We start from the raw sequence: 26,462 nt of genomic DNA, 5'->3' as shown, positions 1-26,462 counted from the left end.
AAATACTCTTGAGGTGTGATCTGTTGGAGTGATGGTATGATGAGTATCCAAGAGTTGACCTATCGGAAACCCCTATGTCGCACCCATACCGGCTGGCCCGCCGGCGGGCTTATGGGGACTTAGCCGGTGCGGACCAGTTGTTGATAGAGGCGGTTGGCCCGGCTGAGGTGCGCGTGCATCGCCGCGGCGGCAGCGTCTGGATCTCGCGCGGCGATCGCATCCACGATTCGCTCGTGCTCCACCAGCGTCAACTCTTCCGCCCCAGGTGCGCGAACCATGGCCTGGTAGTACTCACTGGCCCAACGGAACATGGCCTCGACAATCGTCGGGTAGATCGGATTTCCGCTGATCGACGCGATTTCCCGATGGAACGCCATATCCAGCTCGATGAAGCGGGCTAGGTCGACCATCGAAGCGCGGTGTTTTGCAACTGCCAGACGCAGGCGCGCGACGTCCTCTTCTGTCGCCTTTTGCGCGGCCATCCGCGCTGTCCCCTGCTCGAGGAAGAGGCGGACGTCCTTGAGATGCTCCAGGGTTCCCGGCTGCGTGCGAAGCAGATGCATTGCACCACTCGCAATCTGAGCCATCAGGCGGTCGGCCGTCGGCACAACGACGCGTGCCCGCTCACCATGGACGATCTCGACGATGCCCGAGCGCTGCAGGGCCTGGAGCGCCTCTCGAACCGCCGGGCGCCCAACGCCGTATTCCTCCATCAGCTCCCGCTCGGAGGGCAACTGTGCATTTGGCGGAATCGCCCCAGAGCGAATCCGTTCCATGAGCCGGTCGTAGACCTCCTGATAAATCTTCCTGCGCTGGATGGCTTCACTCACGGTGGTCTCCTGACTTCTGCCCTGCGGGCAACTGGTCTGATGACAATACCACGACTCGACGCGTCGAGCGCCTTCGATGGGCCAGACGGATCTGATAGGCGTAAACCCTTATGGTCTGATCTCTATCGTAATGGTGTACTCATCATACCAGCATAGGCGATCAATAAAGGCTGGCGCAGCCTTGGCGAACACGGCGACCATCAGGAGACAAAGTGCAAATTTCTTTCGCGTCGAGCACGGAGGCTTCGGCCATCCGGAAGGTGTCCATGCGACTCGTGCCGTTCGTGGCATTGATGTTCTTCATCAACTTCCTCGATCGCACCGCGATCTCGTTCGCCGGCCCGAACGGCATGACCAAGGACCTCGGACTCACGGCGGCCCAGTTCGGCTTTGCAGCCGGCGTGTTCTTCGTCGGGTACATCCTGCTCGAGATCCCGAGCAACCTCGCTTTGCACAAGTTCGGCGCAAGGCGCTGGATGGCCCGCATCATGGTGACGTGGGGCCTCGTCGCCCTCCTCTTCACCTGGGTGGCCAATTCCACGCAGCTGTACTGGCTGCGCTTCCTGCTCGGCGTTGCGGAAGCGGGCTTCTTCCCAGGAGCAATCCTGTACCTGAGCCTCTGGGTTCCGACCAAGTACCGCTGCCACATCCTGGCCCTGTTCTACCTGGCGCAGCCGCTGACCACGGTGATTGGCGCGCCGCTCGCTGCGCTGCTCATCGAGGCACACGGCCTCTTCGGTCTGGCCGGCTGGCGGATCATGTTCTTCGGCGTCGCCGTGCCCGCCATCGTCGTCGGCCTGGTCGCCTGGTTCTACCTGGTCGACAAGCCCACGGATGCCAAATGGCTGACCCCGGCTGAACAGCAATGGCTGACGCTCGAACTGGCCAAGGAGGACCGGTCCAAGACGCAAGCCCACGGCAATCTCGCCGGCAAGGCGCTGCTCGATCCCCGGGTGTGGGCCTTCGCGCTCATCTACTTCGGCCTGATCTACGGCCTCTACGCCCTCGCCTTCTTCCTGCCGACGATCATCGGGGGCTTCGAAGCGCAGTTCGGAAGCAAGTTCAACATCTTCCAGAAGGGCTTGATCACGGCGATTCCGTACCTGCCCGCAGCGATCGCTCTGTTTCTCTGGAGCCGCCATGCAACGCGCCGCGGAGTGCACAACTGGCATGTCGGCATCCCAGCATTCGTTGGTGCGCTGAGCATCCCCTGCGCGCTGTACATGCAATCGCCCACCGCGACCGTCGCAGTCATCACCATCACCGCCTGCGCGATCTTCGCGGCATTGCCTAACTTCTGGGCCCTGCCATCGCGCTTCCTCAGCGGAGCGGGTGCGGCCGCAGGCATCGCGCTGATCAATACGTTCGGCAACTTTGGCGGCTTTGCCGCGCCGTTTATCACCGGTGCCGTCAAGGACGCCACCGGCTCCTACACCGCATCCATGTTCGTCGTGGGCGCCTTCATGGCTCTGTCAGGCGTTCTCGTCATGACCATTGCTGCGGCTCGCTCCACCCACCAGTCGCCTTCCACCCCCCTCCCCCTGAAGCCCAACACTCGTGCTGGCTAACAGGTCCTCTCAAATCCTCAACCCCGGAGACTCAAACATGTCTGAAAAAATTGCACTCTTTGGCGCAGGCGGCAAGATGGGCGTACGCCTGTCGAAGAACCTGCTCAAGTCGAACTACCGCGTGGCCCACGTAGAGCCTGGCGCTCCCGGCCGCCAACGCCTGAAGGACGAGCTCGGCGTTGATTGCGTGTCGATCGACGAAGCGCTCGACAACGCGGACGTCGTCATCCTCGCGATCCCCGACACGATCATCGGAAAAATCGCCCACGAGATCTCGCCCAAGCTCAAGGCGGGCACCATGGTGATGCTGCTCGACGCGGCCGCCCCGTTCGCCGGCCATCTGCCCGATCGCAAGGACATCACCTATTTTATCGCCCATCCGTGTCACCCGACCATCTACAACGATGAAGTCGAAGAAGCCGCGCGGCGCGACTACTTCGGCGGTGGCGCGGCGAAGCAATCGATCACCAGCTCGCTCATGCAAGGCCCTGAATCCGCATGGGACCTGGGCGAAGCGGTCGCCAAGACGATCTACCAACCGATCAAGGACTCGTACCGCCTGACGGTCGATCAGATGGCCATCCTGGAACCGGGCCTGTCGGAAACGGTCTGCGCCACGCTGCTGGCGGTCATGCGCGACGCGATGGACGAAACGATTCGTCGTGGTGTGCCCGAGAAGTGCGCGCGTGACTTCCTTCTGGGCCACATGAACATCCTCGGCGCCGTGATCTTCAACGAGATCCCCGGTGCGTTCTCGGACGCCTGCAACAAGGCCATCACCTTTGGCAAACCTCGCCTGATGCGCGACGATTGGCTCAAGGTCTTCGATCGGGAAGAAATCGCCGAGAGCATCCGCCGTATCACCTGAACTTCGAGGGGACCACGATGGCAGAACGCATTCACGCTACCTACTGGCTCGAGACCGGAGACGATCCGGCGCGTGCGGCAGAGGTGATCGCCGGCGAGCAATCGAGCGGAACCTTCGTGGCCCTGCCCACGGAGACGCCCGAACTCAAGGCGAGGTCTGGCGCACGTGTCGAACGACTGGAAATCATCGACACCGCAACGGTACCGAGCCTGCCGACACCGAAGAGCGCGAGCCGCTTCACGCGATGCGTGCTCGAGCTGTCGTGGCCCATCGAGAACTTGGGACCTTGCCTGCCCACCTTGATGGCCACCATGGCGGGCAACCTGTACGAGCTGCGAGCCGTCACGGGCCTGCGGATGCTCGATCTGCAGTTGCCCCCGTCGTTTGCAGCGGCCTATCCCGGTCCAGCTTTTGGCATCGAGGGTACCCGCCGCCTGGCGGCTGTGGATCGCGGACCGCTCATCGGCACCATCATCAAGCCCAGCGTCGGGCTGTCTCCAGAGGAGACCGCCCAGCAGGTGCGTGAATTGGTCGAGGGCGGCGTCGACTTCATCAAGGACGACGAGCTCCAGGCGGATGGGCCCCATTGCCCGTTCGACGAGCGGGTTCGCGCCGTGATGCGCGTCGTCAACGAGGCTGCGGATCGCACGGGCAAGAAAGTGATGGTGGCCTTCAATCTCACAGGCGACCTCGACAAGATGCGGCGCCGGCACGATCTGGTGCTCGCCGAAGGCGGCACCTGCGTGATGGCCTGCCTCAACTCGGTCGGGATCGTCGGGTTGCATGAGCTGCGCAAACATTCTCAGCTCCCGATCCACGGGCACCGGGCAGGCTGGGGCTATCTCACCCGTTCACCGGCGCTCGGCTTCGACTACGCGCCCCTGCAGAAGATCTGGCGCCTGGCGGGTGCTGATCACCTCCATGTCAATGGCCTGCGCAATAAGTTCAGCGAGTCCGATGAGAGCGTGATCGCCGCGGCACGTGCCGTGCTCGCGCCGGTCATGGCCAGCGCGTCCATGACGGCCATGCCCGTGTTCAGTTCGGGGCAAACAGGTCTGCAGGCGCACGACACCTACAACGCGCTCGGCTGCGCAGACCTCATTCACACCGCAGGCGGCGGGATCTTTGGTCACCCGAAGGGAACGGCCGCGGGCGTCGAGGCATTGCGTGCATCCTGGCAAGCGGCGATGGACGGTATCTCGCTGGCGGAGAAGTCCAAGCAGAGTCCCGCTCTCGCGCAAGCCCTGGAATTCTGGCGATGACAACCGCATCGATCTGGCCCGATGGGCCTCTGCTCGCCTACTACGGCGACGATTTCACCGGCTCCACCGACGCCATGGAGGCCATGGCGGCCGCGGGCGTGCCTACGGTGCTGTTTCTCGACATCCCCACGCCGGAGACGCTGGCTCGCTTCCCCGCGGCACGGTGCGTCGGGATCGCAGGTTCATCGCGCGGACGCAGTCCTGAATGGATGGAAGCCGAACTTCCGAAAGCCTTCAAGGCCCTCGCAGCCCTGAAGGCGCCCATCCTCCACTACAAGGTCTGCTCGACCTTCGACTCGTCGCCCACGATCGGCTCGATTGGTCGGGCGATCGATCTTGGCGTGCGCCACATGCCCGGCCAGTGGTCGCCATCCATCGTCGGCGCCCCGCGGCTGAAGCGCTACCAGGTCTTCGGGAACCTCTTTGCGGCGGTCGAAGGTGTCGGCTATCGGCTGGATCGTCATCCGACCATGTCGCGACACCCAGTCACGCCCATGGGCGAGGCCGACCTTCGACGGCATCTGTCATCGCAAACCACCCGTCGCATCGAACTGATCGACATGCTCCAGCTGCGCCAGGCTCAGGCCTCGGCACGTCAATCTGAACTCATGGGCGCCGACGTGCCGGTCGTCTTTCTTGACGTGCTGGATGAAGAGACGCTCGTGGCAGCGGGACAAGCCGTGTGGGATGGACGCGGCGAAGGCGTTTTCAGCGCATCGTCGTCCGGGCTTCAGTACGCACTCACCGCGTACTGGCGACAGCTGGGTTTGTTGCCATCCGAGCCTTCCCTCCGGAAAACGGATCACGCCGGCCCTATAGCCGTGGTGAGCGGCAGTTGCTCGCCGGTCACCGCATCGCAGATCGAGTTCGCGCGCCTGAATGGATTTCACACCGAGCGTCTTCACCTCGAGGCCGTTCTCGACGATCGGACGCGCGAGACCGAAATCGAACGCGTCGTGGCAGTCGCCCGCACGGCTCTGAAGGACAACATCAGCCCATTGGTCTACAGCGCGAAAGGCCCGGACGACGCGAGTGTGCTCGATTTCGATGCGATCGCGCAGCGCGCGGGCCTCTCGCGATCCGACGCTGCGCGGCGCGTGGGTGCGTGCCTCGCTGAAGTCATGCGGCGCATCCTGGACCGCTCGTCGCCGAAGCGCGTGGTGGTCGCCGGCGGCGACAGTTCTGGCGAAGTCGCCAGCGCACTTCAGATCGAAGCGCTCACAGTGGTGGCCGGTCTCTCCCCAGGCGCACCCTTGTGTCGTGCCTGGTCGACAAACCCAGGCAGAGACGGGCTGGAGATTGTCCTCAAGGGCGGGCAGATGGGCGGCCAGAACTTTTTTGTCATCGCACGGGATGGCACTCTTTGATGTTCGGCGGTAGCAAGCGACTAACGGGTCTCGCATCGACCGCGTTGATTCCTTCCGAACCGGCGCAGACTCTGCGTCCTGCGGAGCGCGAAGAAGCGATGCGCGTCATCGAGGCACTTCGGAACGCCCTCCCGTCTCACGCCTTGCTTTTTCGAGACGAAGAGATCACCCCATACGAATGCGACGGGCTCACCGCGTATCGCCAGCGCCCGCTGGCGGTCGCATTGCCGGAGACCGAAGCGCAGGTCGCTGCCGTGCTCAAAGCCTGCCACGCGCTCGGCGTGCCCGTGGTGGCGCGCGGCGCCGGCACCGGCCTCTCCGGCGGCGCGATGCCGAACGCGAATGGCGTGACGCTCTCGCTCACCAAGTTCAACCAGATCGTCAAGATCGACCCGGTGAGCCGCACCGCGGTCGTGCAGTGCGGCGTTCGCAATCTCGCGATCAGCGAGACGGCCGCGCCCTTCGGCCTCTACTACGCGCCTGATCCGTCGAGCCAGATCGCCTGCACCATCGGCGGCAACGTCGCCGAGAACTCCGGCGGCGTGCACTGCCTGAAGTACGGCCTGACGCTGCACAACGTGCTGCGGGTTCGCGGCTTCACCGCGGAAGGCGAACCTGTCGAATTCGGCGGCGAAGCACTCGACTGCGCCGGCCTGGACCTGCTGCCACTGGTCATCGGAAGCGAAGGCATGCTTGCGGTCACGCTCGAAGTCACTGTCAAGCTGGTGCCCAAGCCGCAGCTCGCGCGCTGCATCATGGCCAGCTTCGACGACGTGCGAAAGGCGGGCGATGCGGTCGCTGCCGTCATCGCCGCGGGCATCATCCCGGCCGGCCTCGAGATGATGGACAAGCCCATGACCGCCGCCGTCGAGGATTTCGTCCACGCGGGCTACGACCTCGACGCCGCCGCGATCCTGCTGTGCGAATCCGACGGCACGCCCGAAGAGGTGGAGGAAGAAGTCGGACGCATGACCGAGGTGCTGCGCGGCTGCGGCGCGACCGCGATCGCGGTGAGCGAAAACGAAGACGAGCGCCTCAAGTTCTGGAGCGGTCGCAAGAACGCCTTCCCCGCATCAGGGCGCATCAGCCCCGACTACATGTGCCTGGACTCGACGATCCCGCGCAAGCGGCTGGCCGACATCCTGCTCGCGATCCAGGACATGGAGAAGAAATACAACCTGCGCTGCTGCAACGTCTTCCACGCCGGGGACGGCAACCTGCATCCGCTGGTGCTGTTCGATGCGAACGATCCTGACGAGCTGCATCGCTGCGAGCTGTTCGGCGCCGACATCCTCGAGACCAGCGTCGCGATGGGCGGCACCGTGTCGGGCGAGCACGGCGTGGGCGTCGAGAAGCTCAACAGCATGTGCGTGCAGTTCACGTCCGAAGAGAACGAGCAGATGTTCGGCATCAAGCGCGCGTTCGATCCGGCCGGTGTGCTCAATCCCGGCAAGGTGATCCCGACGCTGCAACGCTGCGCGGAATACGGCAAGCAGGTCTTCCGCGCCGGCCAGCCGCAGCCCTTTGCGGACATTCCTCGATTTTGATCATGGGCAGTTCCTTTACTCCTCCTGCCTTGCTTGAGATCACCGAACGCATCCGCGCTGCCGCCGCCGCTGGCACCATGCTGTCCATCCAGGGCGGCGGAACCAAGGACTTCTACGGCGAACCGCCGCAAGGCGAGCCTCTCTCAACCGCAGGCCTGACCGGCATCACCAGCTACGAACCGAGCGAGCTGGTCGTCACCGTGCGTGCAGGCACGCCCCTGGCCGAGCTCGAAGCGGCGCTCGCCGAAAAGGGCCAGTGCCTCGCATTCGAACCCCCGCGTTTCGCCGATGGCGGAACAGTGGGCGGCATGGTCGCTGCGGGCCTCAGCGGACCTTCGCGCGCCAGTGTGGGTTCGGTGCGCGACTTCGTGCTTGGCGCGGTGCTGGTCAACGGGCGGGGCGAAGTGCTGATCTTCGGCGGACAGGTGATGAAGAACGTCGCGGGCTACGACGTTTCGCGCGTGCTCGCGGGCTCGCTGGGCGTACTTGGCGTGATCGCGGAAGTGAGCCTCAAGGTGCTGCCGGTCGCGCCGGCCGAGGCCACGCTGGAGTTCGCCTGCACGCAGTCCGATGCGCTTCGGCTGCTCAATGAATGGGGCGGCCGCCCGTTGCCGCTGAACGCGAGCGTCTGGCGCGAGCGCGAGGGCGCCGGCTTTCTTTCGCTGCGTTTGCGCGGAGCTTCGGCGGCAGTGCAAGCGGCCTGCACGCAGCTCGGCGGCGAGCGGCAAGACCCCGAAGATTCTGCCGCCGGATGGCAGGCGCTCCGCGACCAGCGCCACGCCTGGTTCTCGAGCCATGCCGAGCACGACCTCTGGCGCCTTGCGGTGCCGCAGACCGCACCGGTGCTCGATGTCGCCGGCAGCACGCTGGTCGAATGGCACGGCGGGCGGCGCTGGTATCTCGCGCCGCCCGACCAGCGTCCTCAGTTGCGCGCCGCCGCGCAGGCTGCTGGCGGGCACGCGACGTTGTTCCGGCCCTCGGATGCGCACGGCCATCGCGTGCTGGGCCGCTTCGATGCGCTTAGTGGGCCGGTTGAGCGCATCCACCGCGCATTGATGCAGGAGTTCGATCCTCACGCCGTCTTCCATCGTGGGCGGCTCTACCCCGCAGCCTGAACCAGCATGCAGACCGAACTGGCCCCCGAATTCAAGAACACGCCCGAAGGCCGCGAAGCCGAGGCGATCCTGCGCAAGTGCGTGCACTGCGGCTTCTGCACCGCCACTTGCCCGACCTATCAGTTGCTCGGCGACGAGCTCGATGGGCCGCGGGGCCGCATCTACCTCATCAAGCAGGTGCTCGAAGGCAAGGCGCCGACGCAAAGCACGCAGCTTCATCTCGATCGCTGCCTCACCTGTCGTAACTGCGAGAGCACTTGCCCGAGCGGCGTGCAGTACGGCCATCTGATCGACATCGGCCGCAAGATCGTCGAGGACAAGGTGCCGCGTCCACCCATGGACAACGCGCTGCGCTGGACCTTGAAAGAAGGGCTGACCTCATCGTTCTTCGCTCCGGCGATGAAGCTCGGGCAATCAGTGCGCGGTCTGCTGCCCGCGAAGCTCAGGGCCAAGGTGCCTGAGGTGCGCCCGGCGGGCGCATGGCCGACGCGCACGCATGCACGCAAGATGCTGATGCTCGCGGGCTGTGTGCAGCCTGCGATGTCGCCCAACATCAACAGCGCGACCGCGCGAGTGCTCGATGCCGCCTACATCCAGGCGGTGGTCGCACCGAGCGCGGGATGCTGCGGCGCCATCAAGTTCCATCTGAACGACCACGACGGCGGCAAGGCGCAGATGCGCGCGAACATCGACGCCTGGTGGCCGCAGGTCGAGCGCAACGAAGTCGAGGCGATCGTCATGAACGCCTCGGGCTGCGGCGTCACGGTGCGCGAGTACGGCCACATGCTCAAGGACGACCCAGCCTATGCGGAGAAGGCCGCGCACATCAGCGCGATCACGCGCGACATGAGTGAGCTGCTACCGGACATCGCGCCCAAGCTGCGGTCTCGCCTAAGACCGCGCAATGGTCTGATTGCCTATCACCCGCCGTGCACGCTGCAACACGGCCAGAAGCTGCGCGGCGGCGTTGAGAAGCACCTGCACGCGCTGGGCTTCGACGTGCAGGTCGCGCAGAACGAATCGCACCTGTGCTGTGGCTCCGCGGGCACCTATTCGGTGTTGCAGCCGGAGCTGTCCTACCAGCTTCGGGACCGCAAGCTCGGCCATCTGAACCAGCTTAGACCAACCGCCATCGTGTCGGCCAACATCGGCTGCATCACGCACCTGCAAAGCGGCAGCGAAGTGCCAGTACGCCACTGGGTCGAACTGCTGGACGAAGCCCTCTCACGCGATCGCGAGGCGCATCCGTCCCCATCAGTGAAGCGGCACGGAGTCTGAATCCCCTGTCTCAAATCTCATGCACCGATGACATCCAGTCCGGTGAATCCACTAGGAGCACACGAATGCGACGAACCAAACACGCCAAGATTGTTGCAACTCTCGGCCCAGCGAGTGACGAACGGCAAACTATCCAGGCACTCTTCGAAGCGGGAGCGGATGTCTTTCGCCTGAACTTCAGCCACGGCAAGCATGAGGATCACCGACGCCGGCTTGATCTCATCCGCGAGGTCGAACGCGATTGCGGCCGCCCCGTCGGTGTGCTGCTGGATCTGCAGGGCCCCAAGCTCCGGATCGGCACCTTTCCGAATGGTCCGATCACGCTTGTGGAAGGCGAATCGTTCAGGCTCGATCTCGACACGAAAACACCGGGCGACAGCACACGCGTGGCGATGCCCCATCCGGAGATCTTTGCTGCCCTCGAGGCAGGCACCGATCTCCTGCTCGATGACGGACGGCTGCGACTGCGGGTGGAGCAATTTGGCTCGGACTTTGCGCAGACCCGTGTCGTGACGGGTGGCAAGCTCTCCGACCGCAAAGGGGTAAACGTGCCGGGCGTGGTCCTGCCGCTGTCCGCTCTGACCGAAAAAGACCGGGCAGACTTGGCCTTCGGACTCCAACTCGGCGTCGACTGGGTCGCCTTGTCGTTCGTCCAGCGCCCGGAAGACATCACGGAAGTCCGATCCATCGTCAACGGCCGCGCCGGGATCATCGCCAAACTCGAGAAGCCCGCAGCGATCGCCTCGCTCGACTCCATCGTCGCAGAGGCTGACGCGATCATGGTCGCGCGCGGGGATCTCGGCGTCGAGATGCCTGCTGAGCAGGTACCGGCAATCCAGAAGCGCATCGTGCGCGCTTGCCGGGCGGCCGGAAAGCCGGTCATCGTTGCCACGCAGATGCTGGAATCCATGGTCACCTCCCCTGTTCCCACGCGGGCCGAGGCTTCGGACGTTGCAACCGCCGTCTACGAAGGCGCAGATGCAGTAATGCTTTCCGCGGAATCCGCCAGCGGCCGCTTCCCCATCGAAGCCGTCAAGATCATGAGCAACATCATTGCCCATACCGAGGGTGATCCAAACTACCGAGAAACGGTCGACGCCTCCAGACCGAAGCCGATGTCGGTGGCAGCCGACGCCATCGGCGGTGCACTCCGTGACGTCGCCGGCCTGCTCAAGGCGGCGGCGACGGTTGCCTATACGAGTTCCGGCTACTCCGCCGTGCGCATGTCTCGCGAGCGGCCACAGGCACCCATCATCGGGATGACCCCGCGACTGGCCACTGCGCGACGACTCGCGCTCGTTTGGGGGGTGCACGCCGTCCTGTGCCATGAAGTCGTCGATGTGCCCGAGATGAGCGATCTCGCATGCCAGACCGCACTGAAGGAGGGGTTCGGCAGTCGCGGCCAGACCGTCGTCATCTCTGCCGGTATGCCGTTCGGCACTTCCGGCACGACCAACCTTCTGCGCATCGCGCAAATTGCCTAGTTCCTTCTCCCCAAGGCACCCCGGGATCCGCAACGAAGACCCGCGATCACACGGGGTGTCCATCTCATGGTGAGGCGACCAGTCCCCGACAGTTCAGGTCTCGGCAGCGGTATCGCCCTGGTCCTGCTGGCCTCGTGCAGCTTTGCGGGCAGCGATGCGACCATCAAATATCTCGGCGGCTTCGTCCCCGTACTGGTGCTCTTGTGGGCCAGGTACATATTCCAAAGCGGTGTCATGGCGACTTGGCACTACACCAGGAGCGGGTCGTTCAAATTCAAGACCCGGGCCCCCATGCTTCAGGCGATTCGCGGGATTCTGCTCCTGTGCAATTCAACCGCCTCGTTTTACGGGGTTCAGCATGTTCCGCTCGCGGAGTTCACCGCACTTGTGTTGCTGGCGCCAGTCGCGACGACCGTCTTGGCGGCGGTTGTACTGAAGGAGCCCATGCCCCCTGCACGATGGATATTGGTCGCATTCGGAGTCGCCGGGATGCTCGCCGTGGTTCGTCCAACGGGCGAAGGTTCCATCGGATGGGGCGCGTTGCTGCCGATATTCGCAGCTCTCTGCTATGCCGTTTTCCAGTTGGTGACCCGACGTGTTGCGGCCATCGATGACCTGATCCTCACCAATTTTCTGTCCGCCCTCTTCATCACCTGCGCCCTCGGACTGGTCCTTTGGTTCTTGCCTCTCGACATCGTGCCTACGCTTCGAAGCATGAATACGGCGCATTGGGCACTTCTGCTGCTGATAGGCACATTGGCGACCCTGGGCCAGGTGAGCATGGCAGCCGCGGTCCGGACTGCGCCGCTCTCACTTCTGATGCCATTCGCCTACGCGCAGATCGGCTTTGCAGCCTCGATCAGTGCGGTGCTGTTTCATCACGCACCTGACCGCTGGACGGTTGGAGGTATCTGTCTCATCGTCTTGGGCGGTGTTGGGACGGTGTTGCTCGGCGGCAGAGCTTCGTTGCTTCGTCTGCTCAGGCCGAAGTGACGCAAAGGGTCAATCCGTCTGAGAACCTCCTCCGCCAGCACGTTTCAGGTGTCGAAGGCAGGGGATCAAGCGATTGATTCGCGCCGTACCTTGACCCGCCCGGGTTGATACTCTAAGCGCCCGACTTTCCCTGATTGGCCACGGCTTGCAAGGAGGCCTTGATCGCCTCTTCATCGCCAAGGTAGTAGTGCCGCAAGGGCTTGAGCTGGTCGTCCAGCTCGTACACCAGGGGCTGGCCGGTGGGAATGTTCAGCTCGACGATGTCGGCGTCAGAGACGTTGTCGAGGTATTTGATCAGCGCCCTCAAGCTGTTGCCATGGGCCGCGACGACCACACGCTGACCCGACTGCACGGCCGGCGCGATGGTGGAATGCCAGTGGGGCAGGAAGCGCGCCACCGTGTCCTTCAGGCATTCGGTCCTGGGAAATCCGCCGGCACCCAGTTCGAGGTAGCGGGGATCCGACGCCTCGATCCGGGGGTCGCCGTCCTCCAGCGACGGCGGCGCCACGTCGTAGGCGCGGCGCCAGATCTTGACTTGCGCGTCGCCGTACTGCGCCGCCGTCTCCGATTTGTTGAGACCCTGCAGGGCGCCGTAGTGGCGTTCGTTGAGGCGCCAGGAATGGTGGACCGGGATCCACATGCGATCCATCTCTTCGAGCACGGTCCACAGCGTCTTGATGGCCCGCTTGAGCACCGAGGTGTAGGCCACGTCGAAGTCGTAGCCTTCCTGCTTCAGCAGCTGGCCGGCTGCGCGGGCTTCCGCCAGGCCCGTGTCGGTCAGGCCGACATCGGTCCAGCCGGTGAAGCGGTTTTCCCGGTTCCAGGTCGATTCGCCATGGCGAAGGAGAACGAGTTTCTTCATGATCGGTCCTTGGTGAGGAGGTTCATCGGCTCGCGGAGCGCCGCAGGTCCAGGGACTCGCGGGCCAGCGTCGTGATGCGGCCCCAGTCCCGCGCGGCGACCGCGTCGGCCGGTGTCAGCCACGAACCCCCGACGCAGGCCACATTGGGCAAGGCGAGGAAGTCCGGTGCCGTGGCGACACTGATCCCGCCGGTCGGGCAGAAGCTCACATCGGGGAACGGTCCGCCGAGGGCCTTCAGCATGCCGATGCCGCCGGCCTGCTGCGCCGGGAAGAGCTTGAGTTCGGTGAAGCCCGCCGCGCGCGCGGCGATCACGTCCGAGGGCGTCATCACGCCGGGCAGCAGGGGCAGCGCGCTGTCCCGGGCCGCCGCCACCAGCCCTGGCGTCAAGCCCGGGCTCACGCCGAACAGCGCGCCGGCCTTGAGCGCCGCGTCGAAGTCCTCCGGCCGCGTGATGGTGCCCACGCCGGTGATCGCGCCTTCGACCTCGTTCGCGATGGCCTCGATCGCCTTCAGCGCCACCGGCGTGCGCAAGGTCACCTCCAGCACCCGGATGCCGCCTGTCACCAGCGCGCGCGCCAGGGGCACCGCGTCTTCCAGCCGGTCGATGACGATGACCGGGATCACCGGTCTGGTGCGCATGATCTGCAGGACGTTCATGCCGTGGCTCCTTGTGCGAATACGAAATGGTCGTGAACGGGCGCGGCATGCGCTCCGTGTGTGCCGTGCGCCCCAGTGTCCGACGCACCCGCCTCGGCCGCATGGAAGGTGACCGCCCCCGCCTCGGCGCCCAGCGCGTTGGCGCGGAAGGCCGCGAACAGTTCACGGCCCGTGCCGTAGTGCGACTCGCCGAGATCGGCGCCTGCGGGCTTGCGCGCCTGCCACTCGGCGGCGGCGACGCGGACTTCGAGCACACCGCGTTCGCCATCCAGCACGATGAGATCGCCGTCGCGTACCCGCGCCAGCGGACCGCCGGCGAGGCACTCGGGCGTGAGGTGGATCGCTGCCGGCACCTTGCCGGAAGCGCCGGACATGCGGCCGTCGGTGACCAGCGCCACGCGGAAGCCCTGGTCTTGCAGCACACCGAGGATGGGCGTGAGCTTGTGCAGCTCTGGCATGCCATTGGCGCGCGGCCCCTGGAAGCGCACCACCGCCACGAAGTCGCGCTGCAGTTCGCCGCGATCGAAGGCAGCGATTACCGCTTCTTGCGTGTTGAACACGATCGCCGGCGCTTGCACGATGCGGTGTTCGGGCTTCACGGCCGAGGTCTTGATGACGGCGCGTCCGAGGTTACCCGTGAGCAGCTTCAGTCCACCATCGGCGCTGAACGGCGCCGAGACCGTCGCGAGGACGCCGGCTTCCGCGCTCGCCCGCGGCGCATCACGCCATGCGAGGCGGCCGCCCTCGTCGAGATACGGCTGCTGGCGATAGCGCGCCAGGCCACCCGCGCCGGCCACCGTGAGCGTGTCGCCATGCAGCAGCCCGGCATCGAGCAGTTCGCCGATCACATGCGCCATGCCGCCCGCGGCATGGAACTGGTTGACGTCGGCCTTGCCGTTCGGATAGACGCGGGCCAGCAGCGGCACCACTTCCGAGAGGTCGCGGAAGTCGTCCCAGTTGATGACGATGCCCGCGGCGCGCGCAATGGCGACGAGGTGGATCGTGTGATTGGTCGAGCCACCCGTGGCGAGCAGGCCGACGATGGCGTTGGCGATCGCGCGCTCGTCGACCACGTGGCCGATCGGTGCGTATTCAGTGCCCTCGGCGCCGATCTCCGTGGCGCGCTTCGCAGCCGCCGCAGTCAGCGCATCGCGCAACGGCGTGTTCGGATTGACGAAGGCGGCACCCGGCAGGTGCAGCCCCATCACCTCCATCAGCATCTGGTTGCTGTTTGCCGTGCCGTAGAAGGTGCAGGTGCCCGCGCCGTGGTAGGACTTCTCCTCGGATTCGAGCAGCGCGTCGCGACCGACTTCCCCCTTGGCGAAGCGCTGGCGCACGCGCGCTTTCTCGTCGTTGGAGATGCCCGAAGGCATCGGCCCGCCCGGCACGAAGATCGCCGGCAGGTGGCTGAACTGCAGCGCGCCGATCAGAAGGCCCGGAACGATCTTGTCGCAGATGCCCAGGCACAGCGCCGCGTCAAACATGTTGTGCGACAGCGCCACCGCTGTCGCCATGGCGATCACGTCGCGACTGAAGAGCGACAGTTCCATGCCGGGCTCGCCCTGCGTGACGCCGTCGCACATGGCGGGCACGCCGCCCGCGAACTGCGCCGTCGCACCGGCCTCTCGCGCCGCCCGCTTGATGATCTCGGGGTAGCGCTCGAAGGGTTGGTGCGCCGACAGCATGTCGTTGTACGAGGAGACGATCGCCACGTTGGGTCGCCGCATCTCGCGCAGCATGATCTTGTCCCCGGCAGGTGCTGCGGCATAGCCGTGGGCCAGGTTCGTGCAGCCGAGGGCCTGGCGGATGGGGCCCTTGGCACGGGCTCGTTCGAGCCGCGACAGGTAGGTGGTACGCGATGCCGCGCTGCGGATGCGGATGCGGTCGGTGACCGCGGCAAGCACTGGATGGAGGTTCGTCATGGTTATCTCGAACAGCAAGGCTGCGACCGACCTTTAACCACGCAGGACCGGGAATGCATCGCGGCCGCCGTAAACGGCATCGGAACCCAGTTCTTGCTCGATCACGAGCAGGCGGTTGTATTTGGCAACGCGGTCAGAGCGACACAGCGAGCCGGTCTTGATCTGCGTCGCCCCGGTTGCAACGGCTAGGTCGGCGATGGTGACGTCCTCGGTCTCGCCCGAGCGATGCGACACGACAGCCGACCGGCCAGCGCCAACGGCCATGTCGATGGCGGCGAGCGTCTCGGTGAGCGTGCCGATCTGATTGGGCTTGATCAGAATCGAGTTGGCGATGCCCTCCGCAATGCCACGCTGAAAGATGGATGTGTTGGTGACGAACAGGTCGTCGCCGACCAACTGCACCTTGTTGCCAAGTCGCTCGGTGAGCAACTTCCACCCTGTCCAGTCGTCTTCGGCCAGGCCGTCCTCGATCGACAGGATCGGATAGTTCCCGGCCAACTTGGCGAGGTAGTCAACGAAGCCTGCCGAGTCGAAACGCTTGCCTTCGGATGCGAGTTCATAGTGCCCGTCCCTGTAGAACTCGGAACTGGCCGCATCGAGGCCGAGCCAGATGTCCTTGCCTGCCTTGAAGCCAGCCTTGTCGATCGCGCTCAGGATCGTCTCGAGCGCCGCCTCGTTTGACGGCAGGTCGGGCGCGAAACCGCCTTCGTCGCCGACGGCAGTGGCCAGGCCCTTCGCCTTCAGCACCGACTTCAAGGCATGGAAGACCTCGACACCGTAGCGCAATGCCTCGCGAAAGCTCGGCGCGCCGACCGGCAGGATCATGAACTCCTGGATGTCGACATTGTTGTCCGCATGCGCGCCACCGTTGACGATATTCATCATCGGCACGGGCATCTCCAGCTTGCGCTGTCCCTGCGGCGCGAGATGCCGATAGAGCGGCAAGCCACCTTCAGCAGCGGCCGCCTTGGCGACGGCGAGCGAGACGGCAAGAATGGCGTTGGCGCCCAGACGCGATTTGTTGGGTGTGCCATCGAGTGCGACCATCAGGTCATCGATGGCCTTCTGGTCCGCGACGTCGCTGCGAAGCAGCGCATCGCTCAGCTCTCCATTGATGTGCGCCACGGCACGGGTCACGCCCTTGCCGAGATAGCGCTGTGGGTCCTGGTCGCGCAACTCGACCGCCTCGCGTGATCCGGTCGACGCGCCCGAGGGCGCTGCCGCAAAGCCGCTCGCGCCCGAGTCGAGGATGACCGCCGCAGCGACGGTCGGGTTTCCTCGTGAGTCGAGGATTTCGATGCCCTGGATGTGCTTAATGTTCGTCATAAAAATGCTCCTTCCGTTATGCGCGTGCGATGTGCAGCAGGTTGGTGGTTCCGGCCTTGCCGAAGGGCATGCCGGCAGCGATCACGACGATGTCGCCGGGCTTGGCGTAGCCTTCGTTGCGGGCCACGGCGCAGCCCGTCTCGACCATCCCCGGCACGTCGCTGACGTCGTGTTCGACATGCACGGAGTGCACACCCCGAGCCAGCGCGAGCCGGCGCGCGACCGGTAGTTCGGGGGTGATGCTGACGACCGGCACCACGGGGCGCTCGCGCGCCGCGCGCAGGCTCGTATAGCCGGAACGTGTGTAGGTGACCATGGCCGCCACCGGCACCAGGCTCGCGGTCTGCCGCAGCGACGAGCAGATCGCATCGGCCACCGTCGGCTGGGGCGCGCTGTGCGATGCGTCGATCACCGTGCGGTAGTGCGGATCGCGCTCCACCTCGGCAATGATGCGGTCCATCATCGCGACCGCCTCGCGCGGGTATTGGCCCGATGCTGACTCGGCCGACAGCATCACAGCGTCCGCCCCGTCGTAGATGGCCGTCGCGACATCCGACGCTTCGGCGCGCGTGGGCACCGGCGCGCTGATCATCGACTCGAGCATCTGCGTCGCGACGATCACCGGCTTGCCGGCATCGCGGCACGCACGCACGATGCGCTTCTGGATGCGCGGCACCTGCTCGGCGGGCATCTCCACGCCGAGGTCGCCGCGCGCGACCATCACTGCATCGGACAGCGCGACGATGGCGTCGAGCCGCTCGATCGCTGCGGGCTTCTCCAGCTTGGCGAGCACGCCCGCGCGACCCTGCACGATCTCGCGCAACTCCTGCATGTCCTCGGGCCGCTGCACGAAGGACAGTGCCACCCAGTCGACGCCGAGCTGCAGACCGAAGTCGAGGTCGGCACGGTCCTTGGCCGTCAGCGCCGAGATCGGCAGCAGCACCTGAGGCACGTTGACCCCCTTGCGCTCGGAAAGAACGCCGCCCGCGATGACGGCTGTGTCTGCGAAGTCCGGACCGCAAGCCTCCACGCGCAGGCGGATCTTGCCGTCGTCGAGCAACAGGTCGGTCCCTGCCTTGAGCGCTGCGAAGATCTCCGGATGAAGCAGCGGTGCGCGCTGCGAGTTGCCCGGCGCGCTATCGAGGTCGAGGCGAAATGCGTTGCCGGCGACCAGCGTGACCGGGCCGTCTGCAAAGCTGCCGACTCGCAGCTTGGGCCCTTGCAGGTCGAGCAGGATGGCGATCGGCCTGCCCGTCTCCTGCTCGATGCGCCGCACGATGTCGTAGCGCGCGCGGTGCTGCTCATGGCTGCCATGGCTGAAGTTGAAGCGGAACACGTCGGCGCCGGCATCGAACAGTGCGCGGATGGTTTCGGCGTCGGAGCTCGCCGGCCCGAGGGTGGCGACGATCTTGGCGTGGCGTTGGCGATGCATGACCCGCCCCTCAGAGGATGAAGCCGGTGTTGATGAAGCTGGATTGGTGGTCCTGCACGATTGCATTGAGCAGCTTCTTGCTTGGCTCGGTCTGCTTCGCGGCCACCATCGAGCGGATCGAGAAGGCCCGCAGCGCATCGGCCACCGACAGCGTGCCCTCGGCCGAATCCTTGCGGCCGGCAAAGGGAAACACATCCGGGCCGCGCTGGCATTGGCAGTTGATGTTGACGCGGCAGACCTGGTTGACCAGCGGATCGACCAGCGCACCGATCTGGCCGGGGTCGGAACCGAAGATGCTGACCTGCTGGCCGTGGTCCGAGGTGATGACGTAGTCGAGCGCAGTCTCGACGTCGTCGAAGGGCATCACCGGCACCAGCGGGCCGAACTGCTCCTCGCGATAGAGCTTCATGCCTTCGGCGACCGGGTACACCACCGCGGGATGGAACAGCGTCTGGCAGAACTCGCCGCCGCCCTCGTTGACGATGCGTGCGCCCTTCGCGCGGGCATCGTCCAGCGCCTCGGTCATGTAGGCCGTGCGATGAAGTCCCGGCAGCGGCGTGATGCTTACCCCGCTCTCCCACGGCATGCCGATCTTGAGCTTGTCGAGCTCTTCGACGAAGCGCTGCAGGAAGCGATCGGCGATCGAGCGGTGCACGATCAGCATCTTGAGCGCCGTGCAGCGTTGGCCGTTGAACGACAGCGCGCCCAGGAGGCATTCCTTGACCGTGAGCTCGATGTCGGCGTCGGGCAGGATGATCGCGGCGTTCTTGGCGTCGAGCCCGAGGATCGCCCGCAGGCGGTGCGACTTCGGATGCTGCTTCTTCAGGTGGTCGGCCACCTTGCTCGAACCGATCAGCGCCAGCACGTTGACCTTGCCGGAGGCCAGCAGCCGCGGCACCACCAGCGCGCCGGGTGCGTAGATGGTGTTGATCACACCCGCGGGAAAGGCCGATCGGAAGGCCTCCAGCAGCGGATGGAACAGCAGCGTGCCGTACTGCGGCGGCTTGAACACCACGGTGTTGCCCATCAGCAGCGCGGGGATCAGCGTCGCGAAGGTCTCGTTCAAGGGGTAGTTGTACGGACCCATGCAGAGCACCACGCCGAGCGGTGTGCGCCGGATCTGGCCGATGGTGCCTTCGGCGATCTCGAAGCGCGAGCTTGCGTTGTCGAGGTCCTTCAGCGCCTGGATGGTCGCCTGGATGTACTCGACGGTGCGATCGAACTCCTTGCGCGAATCGGCGAGGCTCTTGCCGATCTCCCACATGATCAGGTTCACGATCAGCTCGCGCTGCTGCGCCATGCGGCGCACGAACTCCTGCATGCAGGCGATGCGCGCGGCAACGCCCATCGTGGGCCACTGGCCGCGGCCGTTGGCATAGGCTGCCACCGCCGCGTCGAGCGCGGCGTCGCTCTCGGCCTCGCCCATCACCGGGTAGCTGCCGATCTCGACCTGGCGCGCTTCGCCTGTGGCGGCGTCGCGCGTGCACACCGGCGACAGCACGGTCTTGCTCGGTCCGTTCCATTCGACCAGTCGTCCGGCAACGAGCGAATGGCGCTGGTGCACCTGTTCGGCCAGACGGTATTCGGCCGGGATGTCTTCGAGGGCAGGAAAGTGCTGTGCGAGTTGGGCGCTGCGGTCGCTGGTCATGGTTTCTCCGAGATGAAGTGGAGGGGTTTCAGGCACCCGTGTGCGTTGCGGGCGGCGCAGCCATCTGCTGCTGGAACTCCGCGATGGCACGGTATTCGTCCGCCAGCTTCGTTGGCAGCGATTGGTAAATCGGGAGCAGACGCTGGTAGATCGGGACGTTCTGTGCGTTCGGGGTGTGGCGATGCGTGGCGCCGACCATACCGGCCACGACCTCGAGCGAATCGATATGCCCCAGCGCGTACAGCCCGAGCACCGCGGCGCCGAGGCAGGAGCTTTCGAAGCTCTCCGGCACGACCACTTCGCGATCGAACACATCGGACATCATCTGGCGCCACATGCCCGAGCGCGCGAAGCCGCCCGTGGCCTTGATGCTGGTGCTCGGTCCGACGATCGACTCGACTGCGGGCAGGATGCTGTAGAGGTTGAAGATCACGCCTTCCAGCACGGCACGGATCATGTGCTCCTTGCGATGGTGCATTGCCAGGCCGAAGAAGGAGCCGCGCAGGTTGGCGTTCCAGTACGGTGCCCGCTCGCCGGCGAGGAACGGGTGGAACAGCAGGCCCTCGGCGCCCGCGGAGATTCGCTCTGCGATGCGCGTGAGCACCTCGTACGTGTCGATGCCCAGGCGTTTGGCGGTCTCGGCCTCGGCGGCCGCGAATTCGTCGCGCACCCATCGCAGGATCACGCCGCCGTTGTTGACGGGACCGCCGACGACCCAGTGCCGCTCCGTAAGCGCATAGCAGAAGGTGCGGGCCGAAGGATCGGTGAGCGGCCGGTCGACCACGGTGCGCATGGCGCCGCTGGTGCCGATGGTGACGGCCACCTCGCCGCGCGATATGGCGTTCACGCCCAGGTTCGACAACACGCCGTCATTGGCGCCCAGCACGAAGGGTGTGTCCTTCGCGAGGCCCAGGCGGAGTGCCGTATCCGCGGAGAGTCCCGCAACATGCCGCGTCGTGGGCACGGGCTGCGAGAGTTGTGCAGGTGTCACGCCGGCGAGCGCGAGCGCCTCGGCATCCCAGTCGAGCGTCGACAGATTGAATAGCCCGGTCGCCGAAGCGATCGAATGATCGACGAGCCATACGCCGAACAGTCGGAAGAAGATGTATTCCTTGATCCCGACGAAGCGCCGGGCACGTCCGAAGAGTTCGGCACGCTCCTGGCGCAGCCACACCAGCTTGGCAAGCGGCGACATCGGATGCACCGGCGTGCCCGTGCGGCGGTAGATCGCGTCACCGTTCCATTCGGTCTTGATGCGCTCGGCCCAGGCCGCGGCCCGGTTGTCGGCCCAGGTGATGCTGCGCGTGAGCGGCGTTCCCGCCTCGTCCACCAGGATCAGGCTGTGCATCGCTGCGCTGAAAGAGATGCACAGCACCTCGCCCGGCTTCGCGTCGCACTGCTGCACGCACGAGGCGATGACGGTCATCGCGGCCTGCAGGATTCGCTCCGGGTCTTGCTCGGCGGCGGCGGTCTCCGGTCGCAGCAACGGATAGTCGACTGCGTGGTGGGCCAGCACACGCCCATCGACAGTGAAGGCGACGGCCTTGGTGCTGGTAGTGCCGATGTCGACACCGATGGCGATGCGAGTCATGGCGCGGGCCTCAGACCACCATGCCGAGCAGCATGATGAAGATGATGCCAACCACCGAGATCAAGGTCTCCATCACCGTCCAGGTCTTGAAGGTCTCGGGGACGGTCATGTTGAAGTATTGCTTGACCAGCCAGAAGCCGGCATCGTTGACGTGGGACAGGATGAGTGAACCCGCTCCTGTCGCGAGCACCAGCAATTCCCGGTTGACGCCCGGCACCATCGTGGCGAGCGGTGCCACGATGCCGGCGCCGGTGATGGTCGCGACCGTCGCCGAACCTGTGGCGATGCGGATCACGCCGGCCACGAGCCACGCCAGCAGGATCGGCGAGAGCTGTGCCTGCAGCGCCATCCGGCCGATCGAATCACCCACGCCGCTGGCCACCAGCATCTGCTTGAAGCCGCCGCCGGCGCCGATGATCAGCACGATCGCCGCGGTCGGCGCCAGACTTTCGTCGACGAACTTCAGGATCTGCTTCGAGTTGAACCCACGGGCGACGCCGAAGGTGTAGAGCGACAACAGCAACGCGGCCAGCAAGGCGGTGATCGGGTTGCCGATGAAGTCGAGCCACTGGCGCACCGCGTTCTTCTCGTCGAGCGTCACGTCGGCGAAGGCCTTGAGCAGCATCAGCGCCACCGGCAGCAACACCGTAACGAGCGTGACGCCGAAGCTCGGCAGGTCGCGCGCCTCCGGTTCGTGCGCCAGTTGCTCCATGAGTTCGGCCGACGGCTCGCCCGGCACATACTTCGAGATGAACTTGCCGAAGATAGGGCCCGCGATCATTGCGGTCGGCAGGCCCACGATGAGGCCGTAGAAGATGGTCTTTCCGACGTCCGCGCCGAAGATCCCGATCGCGAGCAGCGGCCCGGGGTGCGGCGGCACCAGGCCGTGGACCACCGAGAGGCCGGCCAACAGCGGGATGCCGATCTTGATCATCGAGACGCCAGTGCGCTTGGCGACGATGAAGACCAGCGGGATCAGCAGCACGAAGCCGATTTCGAAGAACAGCGGGATGCCCACCAGGAACGCCGCGAACATCATCGCCCAGTGCACGCGATCGCGTCCGAAGGCGTCGATCAGGGTGCGGGCGATGCGGTCGGCGCCGCCCGACTCGGCCATCATCTTGCCGAGCATGGTGCCCAGGCCGAGCACGATGCCCACGAAGCCCAGCACGCTTCCGAAGCCGTCCTGGAAGGACTTCATGACCAGGCCCACGGGCATGCCCGAGGTCAGGCCCAGGAATCCTGCGGCGATCGTCAGCGCAATGAAGGGATGGATCCGCCACCGCGTGATGAGCAGGATCAGGCCGATGATCGCGACGAGCGCATCGAGCATCAGGAACAGTTCTTTGCTTAGGCCGAACATGAATTTGTCTCCAGGCGACGGCCAGGTGCCGTCGATAAATGGAATGGCTGCTTGATGTTGTTTGGATAGCGCTGTCCCGCACTTCGCAAAAAATGCAGCGGTTCGCTGCAATCCTCCTCCGCCATCAGTCGATTTGGACAGCGCTATCCTAGGACAGCGCTATCCCGATCCAAATAGGCGTTTACCCTATGCGTAGCGCGCGGTTGGTTTGGCGCAGGTCCGATCTGGATAGCGCTATCCTTCGCGTGTCCGCAAACCCAATCCAAACCCGAAAAAGCCAGGTCAATGTCAAGCCCCGCCAGCTCCCGTCCCGGCCGCTCATCTGGCCGGATTACGCTAGACGACGTGGCCCGGGTGTCGGGCGTCAGTCCGATCACCGTGTCGCGCACCCTGCGCGGCGAGCGCAACGTCGCGCCGGAACTCAGCGCGCGCGTGCACGCGGCAGTCCAGAAGCTGGGCTACGTACCGAATATCGCGGCGCGCGCCTTGGCATCTGCGCGCAGCTCGCACGTGGCTGTCCTGATTCCTTCGCTGACTAACGCGCTGTTCGTTGAATTGCTCGAAGCTGTTCAGAGCACCTTGGCGTCCAATAGCTTCCAGACCTTGATCGGCGTCACCCACTATCGGGCGTCCGACGAAGAGACGCTGCTGCGCAGCTACCTCGCGCAATCACCGGCCGGCTTACTGGTGACCGGCTTCGATCGCAGCGACAACGCACGCCGAATGATTGCCGACAGCGGGGTGCCATGCGTGCACATGATGGAGACGACGCCACAGCCAGGCGTCTACAGCGTAGGCCTGTCGCAGCACGCAGCCGGCCGTGTCATCACCGAGCATTTGCTGCAGCGCGGGCATCGGCGCATAGCCTATGTCGCAGGCCAACTCGATCCGCGCGTGATGCAGCGCCTGCAGGGCTATCGGCAGGCGCTGAGCGATGCCGGCCGCTACGATCCGAACCTTGAGGTGCTGGACCCGGCGCCGACCTCGATGGCGCTCGGAGCCCGGTTGTTCGAGGAATTGCTGGCGCGCCAACCCGACGTGGACGCGATCTTTTTTTGCAACGACGACCTTGCTCAGGGTGCCCTGCTCTCCGCGTTGCGTATGGGCGTGACGGTGCCGCAACGGGTGGCTGTCGCCGGCTTCAACGACCTCGCCGGCAGCGATCAGATGCTGCCGCCACTGACCACCGTTCGCACGCCGCGCAGTGAGATTGGCAAGCGGGCCGCCTCAATGCTGCTCGCGCTCATGCGGGGCGAGACGGTGAACGAAGGCGCGGTCGACTTGGGGTTCGAGCTCGTTGCGCGAGGTAGCAGCTGACGAATCTCAGCCGGCCTTCGATCGCAGTCAAAATTCCGGATTCGCGTGCGCGAGTCGCCTGGACTGCGAGCGGACCGGCGACGAGCGCCAGCTGCGTCGATTCTGGCGACGTATTGATCGACGGAGCTGCGCCCGCGGACTATCCCGCTGCCAGATCCTGCCAGAGTCGATCATGCTGTCGGAATTCAGCGGATCGACTCAATGCCCTGCTACGCCACCTTGCGATTGGGACTGCTCTGGGCACGCTCCCGAAGTGCAGGCCGACTACGTCCGGGCCACCGACCGCCATGAGTGCGCCGGCTCCTGAGCGTGCCCTTCAGGGTCACGCGTAGCGCCCCTAGACATGATGGCCCGTCCTCGGAGGCCGGGCTGACGGAATTGGGTAGACGGGAAGGGTCTGCCTCCTGCAGGAGTACCGTGGGTTGCGCACCGAGGTGCGCCGAGCCACATGCAGAACACCCGAGGGTGTGGTCTGCAGCTTTGCACAGGAGGCAGACATGGAAGAAGTTAGCACCGTTTTTGTGGGTCTGGATGCCCATGCTCAGTCCACGGCCATCGCGGTAGCACACGTCGGGCGCGAGGCACCACGGTTTGTCGGCACGGTCGGTGCTCGCCTGAGCGAGCTGAGCAAGGCGCTGGGCAAGCTGGGCGAGCCCTCGACGCTGTTGATCGTGTACGAGGCCGGGCCCTGTGGCTACGTGCTGGCGCGCGAGCTGCGCGCCAAGGGCTGGCGCTGCGAGGTGGTGGCGCCTTCGCTGATTGCGCGCAAGCCGGGAGAGCGCATCAAGACCGATCGGCGCGACGCACTGAAGCTGGCCGCGCTGGCGCGTTCGGGCGACTTGACGACGGTGAGCGTGCCCGACGAACGCGATGAGGCCATCCGGGATCTGTGTCGTGCCCGGGTGGATGCCGTGAGGGCGCGGCTGAAGGCGCGCCAGCAACTCAAGGCGATGCTGCTGCGCCACGGGCGCCGCTACACGGGCAAGACGTCGTGGACGGCGGCCCACGAACGCTATCTGGCCACACTCGGCTTCGCGCATCCGGCCCAGGATATTGCCTATACCGAATACCGGCTGGCAGTCAGCGAGGCCGATGCGCGCGTGCGGCGCCTGACCGAGGCCCTGGCACAGCAGATCGAGAACTGGCGCATGCTGGCGGTGGTGCGCGCGCTGATGACCCTGCGCGGTCTGGACTTGGTGGCGGCCACCACGGTGGTGGCCGAGTTGGGCGACATGCGTCGCTTCGCCCATCCGCGCGATCTCATGGGCTACCTGGGTCTGGTGCCCAGCGAGCACTCCAGTGGAACGACACGACGCCAGGGCGAGATTACCAAGACCGGCAACGGGCATGCACGCCGTGTGCTCGTGGAGGCCGCCTGGAACTATCGCTTCCCCGCCCGCATCAGCCGTGTCCTGCAGGTGCGACAGCAAGATCAACCCGCAGCGGTGCGCGCGATTGCCTGGCGTGCGCAATTGCGCCTGTGTCAGCGCTATCGGCGCCTGAGCGTGCGAGGCATGCACCCGAACAAGGTCTGCGTGGCCATCGCCCGCGAGCTCGCTGGCTTCGTCTGGGATCTGGGCCGCCAGGTCCCTCCGCAGGCGTAACCCCTGTCACGCAGAAGCACCACTGAACTGAGTGTGTTCACACCGCACCCGCAAACCCGACGAATGCACACGATAGGGGAACCCTCGACCGGGCGACTATGTGGGCATCCACCAGGATGATCCCCGTTACTAGAGCGAGGCAGCCCCGCGACGCAGGCATGTAGTGCGGTACCCAAACCGCGGATATCAGTGTGATTCATCGTCGCTGAAGCTGCACGCGTCGTCTCCAAGGTGCGGTGTGACGCCCTTCAAACTTCACTGTCGGTCCCTCGCTATCGCGAACACTTCGCGAGGAACCCCCCCTGCGCCGTCTTGACAAGACGGGCCATATCAGTCGCTACTTCGATCGAGGGGCCGCGGCTGCGTCGTGAGCTTCGTGGATCTATGGTGGAGCGCTGCTTTGCAGCGGACTCCAGTTCAATTTCAA

20 protein-coding genes are annotated in these 26,462 nt (G+C 65.3%); 11 read left to right on the top strand and 9 right to left on the bottom strand.

The genetic code is table 11. The features are described 5' to 3' along the window. Window positions 1-119: 119 nt before the first annotated feature. Window positions 120-830, bottom strand: a complete 711-nt coding sequence (gene nanR / locus VAR608DRAFT_RS27375; protein ID WP_088956935.1) for a transcriptional regulator NanR — start codon at window positions 828-830, stop codon at window positions 120-122. A 266-nt stretch (window positions 831-1,096) separates the two neighbouring features. On the opposite strand from nanR, the gene VAR608DRAFT_RS27370 reads away from it, so the two are divergent. From VAR608DRAFT_RS27370 to VAR608DRAFT_RS27330, 9 genes are all read left to right on the top strand, one after another. Next, window positions 1,097-2,398 (top strand): MFS transporter, encoded by a 1,302-nt coding sequence (locus VAR608DRAFT_RS27370; RefSeq protein WP_088959006.1) that lies wholly within the window; start codon window positions 1,097-1,099, stop codon window positions 2,396-2,398. A 37-nt stretch (window positions 2,399-2,435) separates the two neighbouring features. Further along, the gene (locus VAR608DRAFT_RS27365) at window positions 2,436-3,266 is read left to right on the top strand and encodes a phosphogluconate dehydrogenase C-terminal domain-containing protein (RefSeq protein ID WP_088956934.1); all 831 of its coding nucleotides are present in this window, start codon (window positions 2,436-2,438) and stop codon (window positions 3,264-3,266) included. 17 nt (window positions 3,267-3,283) lie between these two features. Then, a complete protein-coding gene (locus VAR608DRAFT_RS27360; protein ID WP_088956933.1) occupies window positions 3,284-4,528 on the top strand; it encodes a ribulose-bisphosphate carboxylase large subunit family protein in 1,245 nt (414 codons plus the stop codon). Then, a complete protein-coding gene (gene oiaK, locus VAR608DRAFT_RS27355; protein ID WP_088956932.1) occupies window positions 4,525-5,895 on the top strand; it encodes a 3-oxo-isoapionate kinase OiaK in 1,371 nt (456 codons plus the stop codon). Before VAR608DRAFT_RS27360 ends, oiaK begins: the two co-directional genes overlap by 4 nt. A gap of 98 nt (window positions 5,896-5,993) precedes the next feature. Beyond that, a complete protein-coding gene (locus tag VAR608DRAFT_RS27350) occupies window positions 5,994-7,442 on the top strand; it encodes an FAD-linked oxidase C-terminal domain-containing protein (protein WP_231972976.1) in 1,449 nt (482 codons plus the stop codon). A gap of 2 nt (window positions 7,443-7,444) precedes the next feature. After that, window positions 7,445-8,557 (top strand): glycolate oxidase subunit GlcE, encoded by a 1,113-nt coding sequence (glcE, locus tag VAR608DRAFT_RS27345; protein WP_088956930.1) that lies wholly within the window; start codon window positions 7,445-7,447, stop codon window positions 8,555-8,557. A 6-nt stretch (window positions 8,558-8,563) separates the two neighbouring features. Next, on the top strand, window positions 8,564-9,835 hold the full coding sequence (gene glcF, locus VAR608DRAFT_RS27340; RefSeq protein WP_088956929.1) for a glycolate oxidase subunit GlcF: 1,272 nt from the start codon (window positions 8,564-8,566) through the stop codon (window positions 9,833-9,835). Window positions 9,836-9,900: 65 nt separating this feature from the next. Further along, window positions 9,901-11,319: a pyruvate kinase gene (gene pyk / locus VAR608DRAFT_RS27335; protein ID WP_088956928.1), complete on the top strand. Its 1,419-nt coding sequence runs from the start codon at window positions 9,901-9,903 to the stop codon at window positions 11,317-11,319. Window positions 11,320-11,385: 66 nt separating this feature from the next. Then, a complete protein-coding gene (locus VAR608DRAFT_RS27330) occupies window positions 11,386-12,312 on the top strand; it encodes a DMT family transporter (protein WP_088956927.1) in 927 nt (308 codons plus the stop codon). A 112-nt stretch (window positions 12,313-12,424) separates the two neighbouring features. Here the strand turns inward: VAR608DRAFT_RS27330 and gpmA are convergent, their stop codons facing one another. Genes gpmA through VAR608DRAFT_RS27290 form a run of 8 tightly spaced genes read right to left on the bottom strand, consistent with a single transcriptional unit; the run spans window position 12,425 to window position 23,114 of the window. After that, window positions 12,425-13,174 (bottom strand): 2,3-diphosphoglycerate-dependent phosphoglycerate mutase, encoded by a 750-nt coding sequence (gpmA, locus tag VAR608DRAFT_RS27325; protein ID WP_088956926.1) that lies wholly within the window; start codon window positions 13,172-13,174, stop codon window positions 12,425-12,427. A 22-nt stretch (window positions 13,175-13,196) separates the two neighbouring features. Further along, entirely contained in the window at window positions 13,197-13,832 is a 636-nt protein-coding gene (eda, locus tag VAR608DRAFT_RS27320; protein WP_088956925.1) for a bifunctional 4-hydroxy-2-oxoglutarate aldolase/2-dehydro-3-deoxy-phosphogluconate aldolase, read from the bottom strand. After that, window positions 13,829-15,754, bottom strand: coding sequence for a phosphogluconate dehydratase (gene edd / locus VAR608DRAFT_RS27315; RefSeq protein ID WP_088956924.1), 1,926 nt, complete (start codon window positions 15,752-15,754; stop codon window positions 13,829-13,831). Before edd ends, eda begins: the two co-directional genes overlap by 4 nt. 33 nt (window positions 15,755-15,787) lie before the next feature. Next, the gene (eno, locus tag VAR608DRAFT_RS27310) at window positions 15,788-17,080 is read right to left on the bottom strand and encodes a phosphopyruvate hydratase (RefSeq protein ID WP_088956923.1); all 1,293 of its coding nucleotides are present in this window, start codon (window positions 17,078-17,080) and stop codon (window positions 15,788-15,790) included. A gap of 16 nt (window positions 17,081-17,096) precedes the next feature. Continuing rightward, the gene (gene pyk, locus VAR608DRAFT_RS27305) at window positions 17,097-18,512 is read right to left on the bottom strand and encodes a pyruvate kinase (RefSeq protein WP_088956922.1); all 1,416 of its coding nucleotides are present in this window, start codon (window positions 18,510-18,512) and stop codon (window positions 17,097-17,099) included. A gap of 10 nt (window positions 18,513-18,522) precedes the next feature. Beyond that, window positions 18,523-20,160 carry an NADP-dependent glyceraldehyde-3-phosphate dehydrogenase gene (locus VAR608DRAFT_RS27300; RefSeq protein ID WP_088956921.1) on the bottom strand — a complete coding sequence of 546 codons (1,638 nt, stop codon included), beginning with the start codon at window positions 20,158-20,160 and terminating at the stop codon, window positions 18,523-18,525. Window positions 20,161-20,188: 28 nt separating this feature from the next. Then, on the bottom strand, window positions 20,189-21,751 hold the full coding sequence (gene gntK, locus VAR608DRAFT_RS27295; RefSeq protein ID WP_088956920.1) for a gluconokinase: 1,563 nt from the start codon (window positions 21,749-21,751) through the stop codon (window positions 20,189-20,191). A 10-nt stretch (window positions 21,752-21,761) separates the two neighbouring features. Then, complete coding sequence (locus VAR608DRAFT_RS27290) at window positions 21,762-23,114, bottom strand: GntP family permease (RefSeq protein WP_088956919.1); 1,353 nt, start codon at window positions 23,112-23,114, stop codon at window positions 21,762-21,764. A 285-nt stretch (window positions 23,115-23,399) separates the two neighbouring features. Between VAR608DRAFT_RS27290 and VAR608DRAFT_RS27285 the strand changes: the two genes are divergently transcribed. Further along, a complete protein-coding gene (locus tag VAR608DRAFT_RS27285) occupies window positions 23,400-24,431 on the top strand; it encodes a LacI family DNA-binding transcriptional regulator (RefSeq protein ID WP_088956918.1) in 1,032 nt (343 codons plus the stop codon). A 497-nt stretch (window positions 24,432-24,928) separates the two neighbouring features. Further along, window positions 24,929-26,035 (top strand): IS110 family transposase, encoded by a 1,107-nt coding sequence (locus VAR608DRAFT_RS27280; RefSeq protein ID WP_088956917.1) that lies wholly within the window; start codon window positions 24,929-24,931, stop codon window positions 26,033-26,035. Window positions 26,036-26,462 lie beyond the last annotated feature (427 nt).

This window comes from Variovorax sp. HW608 (assembly GCF_900090195.1).
Taxonomy (GTDB): domain Bacteria; phylum Pseudomonadota; class Gammaproteobacteria; order Burkholderiales; family Burkholderiaceae_C; genus Variovorax.
This window is presented reverse-complemented; position numbering and strand designations above follow the sequence as displayed.

Bases quoted from the DNA above. Each gene is read 5' to 3' on its own strand.
- VAR608DRAFT_RS27370 (WP_088959006.1), top strand. From the start codon at position 1,097: ATGCGACTCGTGCCGTTCGTGGCATTGATGTTCTTCATCAACTTCCTC.
- VAR608DRAFT_RS27365 (WP_088956934.1), top strand. From the start codon at position 2,436: ATGTCTGAAAAAATTGCACTCTTTGGCGCAGGCGGCAAGATGGGCGTA.
- VAR608DRAFT_RS27360 (WP_088956933.1), top strand. From the start codon at position 3,284: ATGGCAGAACGCATTCACGCTACCTACTGGCTCGAGACCGGAGACGAT.
- oiaK (WP_088956932.1), top strand. From the start codon at position 4,525: ATGACAACCGCATCGATCTGGCCCGATGGGCCTCTGCTCGCCTACTAC.
- VAR608DRAFT_RS27350 (WP_231972976.1), top strand. From the start codon at position 5,994: ATGCGCGTCATCGAGGCACTTCGGAACGCCCTCCCGTCTCACGCCTTG.
- glcE (WP_088956930.1), top strand. From the start codon at position 7,445: ATGGGCAGTTCCTTTACTCCTCCTGCCTTGCTTGAGATCACCGAACGC.
- glcF (WP_088956929.1), top strand. From the start codon at position 8,564: ATGCAGACCGAACTGGCCCCCGAATTCAAGAACACGCCCGAAGGCCGC.
- pyk (WP_088956928.1), top strand. From the start codon at position 9,901: ATGCGACGAACCAAACACGCCAAGATTGTTGCAACTCTCGGCCCAGCG.
- VAR608DRAFT_RS27330 (WP_088956927.1), top strand. From the start codon at position 11,386: ATGGTGAGGCGACCAGTCCCCGACAGTTCAGGTCTCGGCAGCGGTATC.
- gpmA (WP_088956926.1), bottom strand. From the start codon at position 13,174: ATGAAGAAACTCGTTCTCCTTCGCCATGGCGAATCGACCTGGAACCGG.
- eda (WP_088956925.1), bottom strand. From the start codon at position 13,832: ATGAACGTCCTGCAGATCATGCGCACCAGACCGGTGATCCCGGTCATC.
- edd (WP_088956924.1), bottom strand. From the start codon at position 15,754: ATGACGAACCTCCATCCAGTGCTTGCCGCGGTCACCGACCGCATCCGC.
- eno (WP_088956923.1), bottom strand. From the start codon at position 17,080: ATGACGAACATTAAGCACATCCAGGGCATCGAAATCCTCGACTCACGA.
- pyk (WP_088956922.1), bottom strand. From the start codon at position 18,512: ATGCATCGCCAACGCCACGCCAAGATCGTCGCCACCCTCGGGCCGGCG.
- VAR608DRAFT_RS27300 (WP_088956921.1), bottom strand. From the start codon at position 20,160: ATGACCAGCGACCGCAGCGCCCAACTCGCACAGCACTTTCCTGCCCTC.
- gntK (WP_088956920.1), bottom strand. From the start codon at position 21,751: ATGACTCGCATCGCCATCGGTGTCGACATCGGCACTACCAGCACCAAG.
- VAR608DRAFT_RS27290 (WP_088956919.1), bottom strand. From the start codon at position 23,114: ATGTTCGGCCTAAGCAAAGAACTGTTCCTGATGCTCGATGCGCTCGTC.
- VAR608DRAFT_RS27285 (WP_088956918.1), top strand. From the start codon at position 23,400: ATGTCAAGCCCCGCCAGCTCCCGTCCCGGCCGCTCATCTGGCCGGATT.
- VAR608DRAFT_RS27280 (WP_088956917.1), top strand. From the start codon at position 24,929: ATGGAAGAAGTTAGCACCGTTTTTGTGGGTCTGGATGCCCATGCTCAG.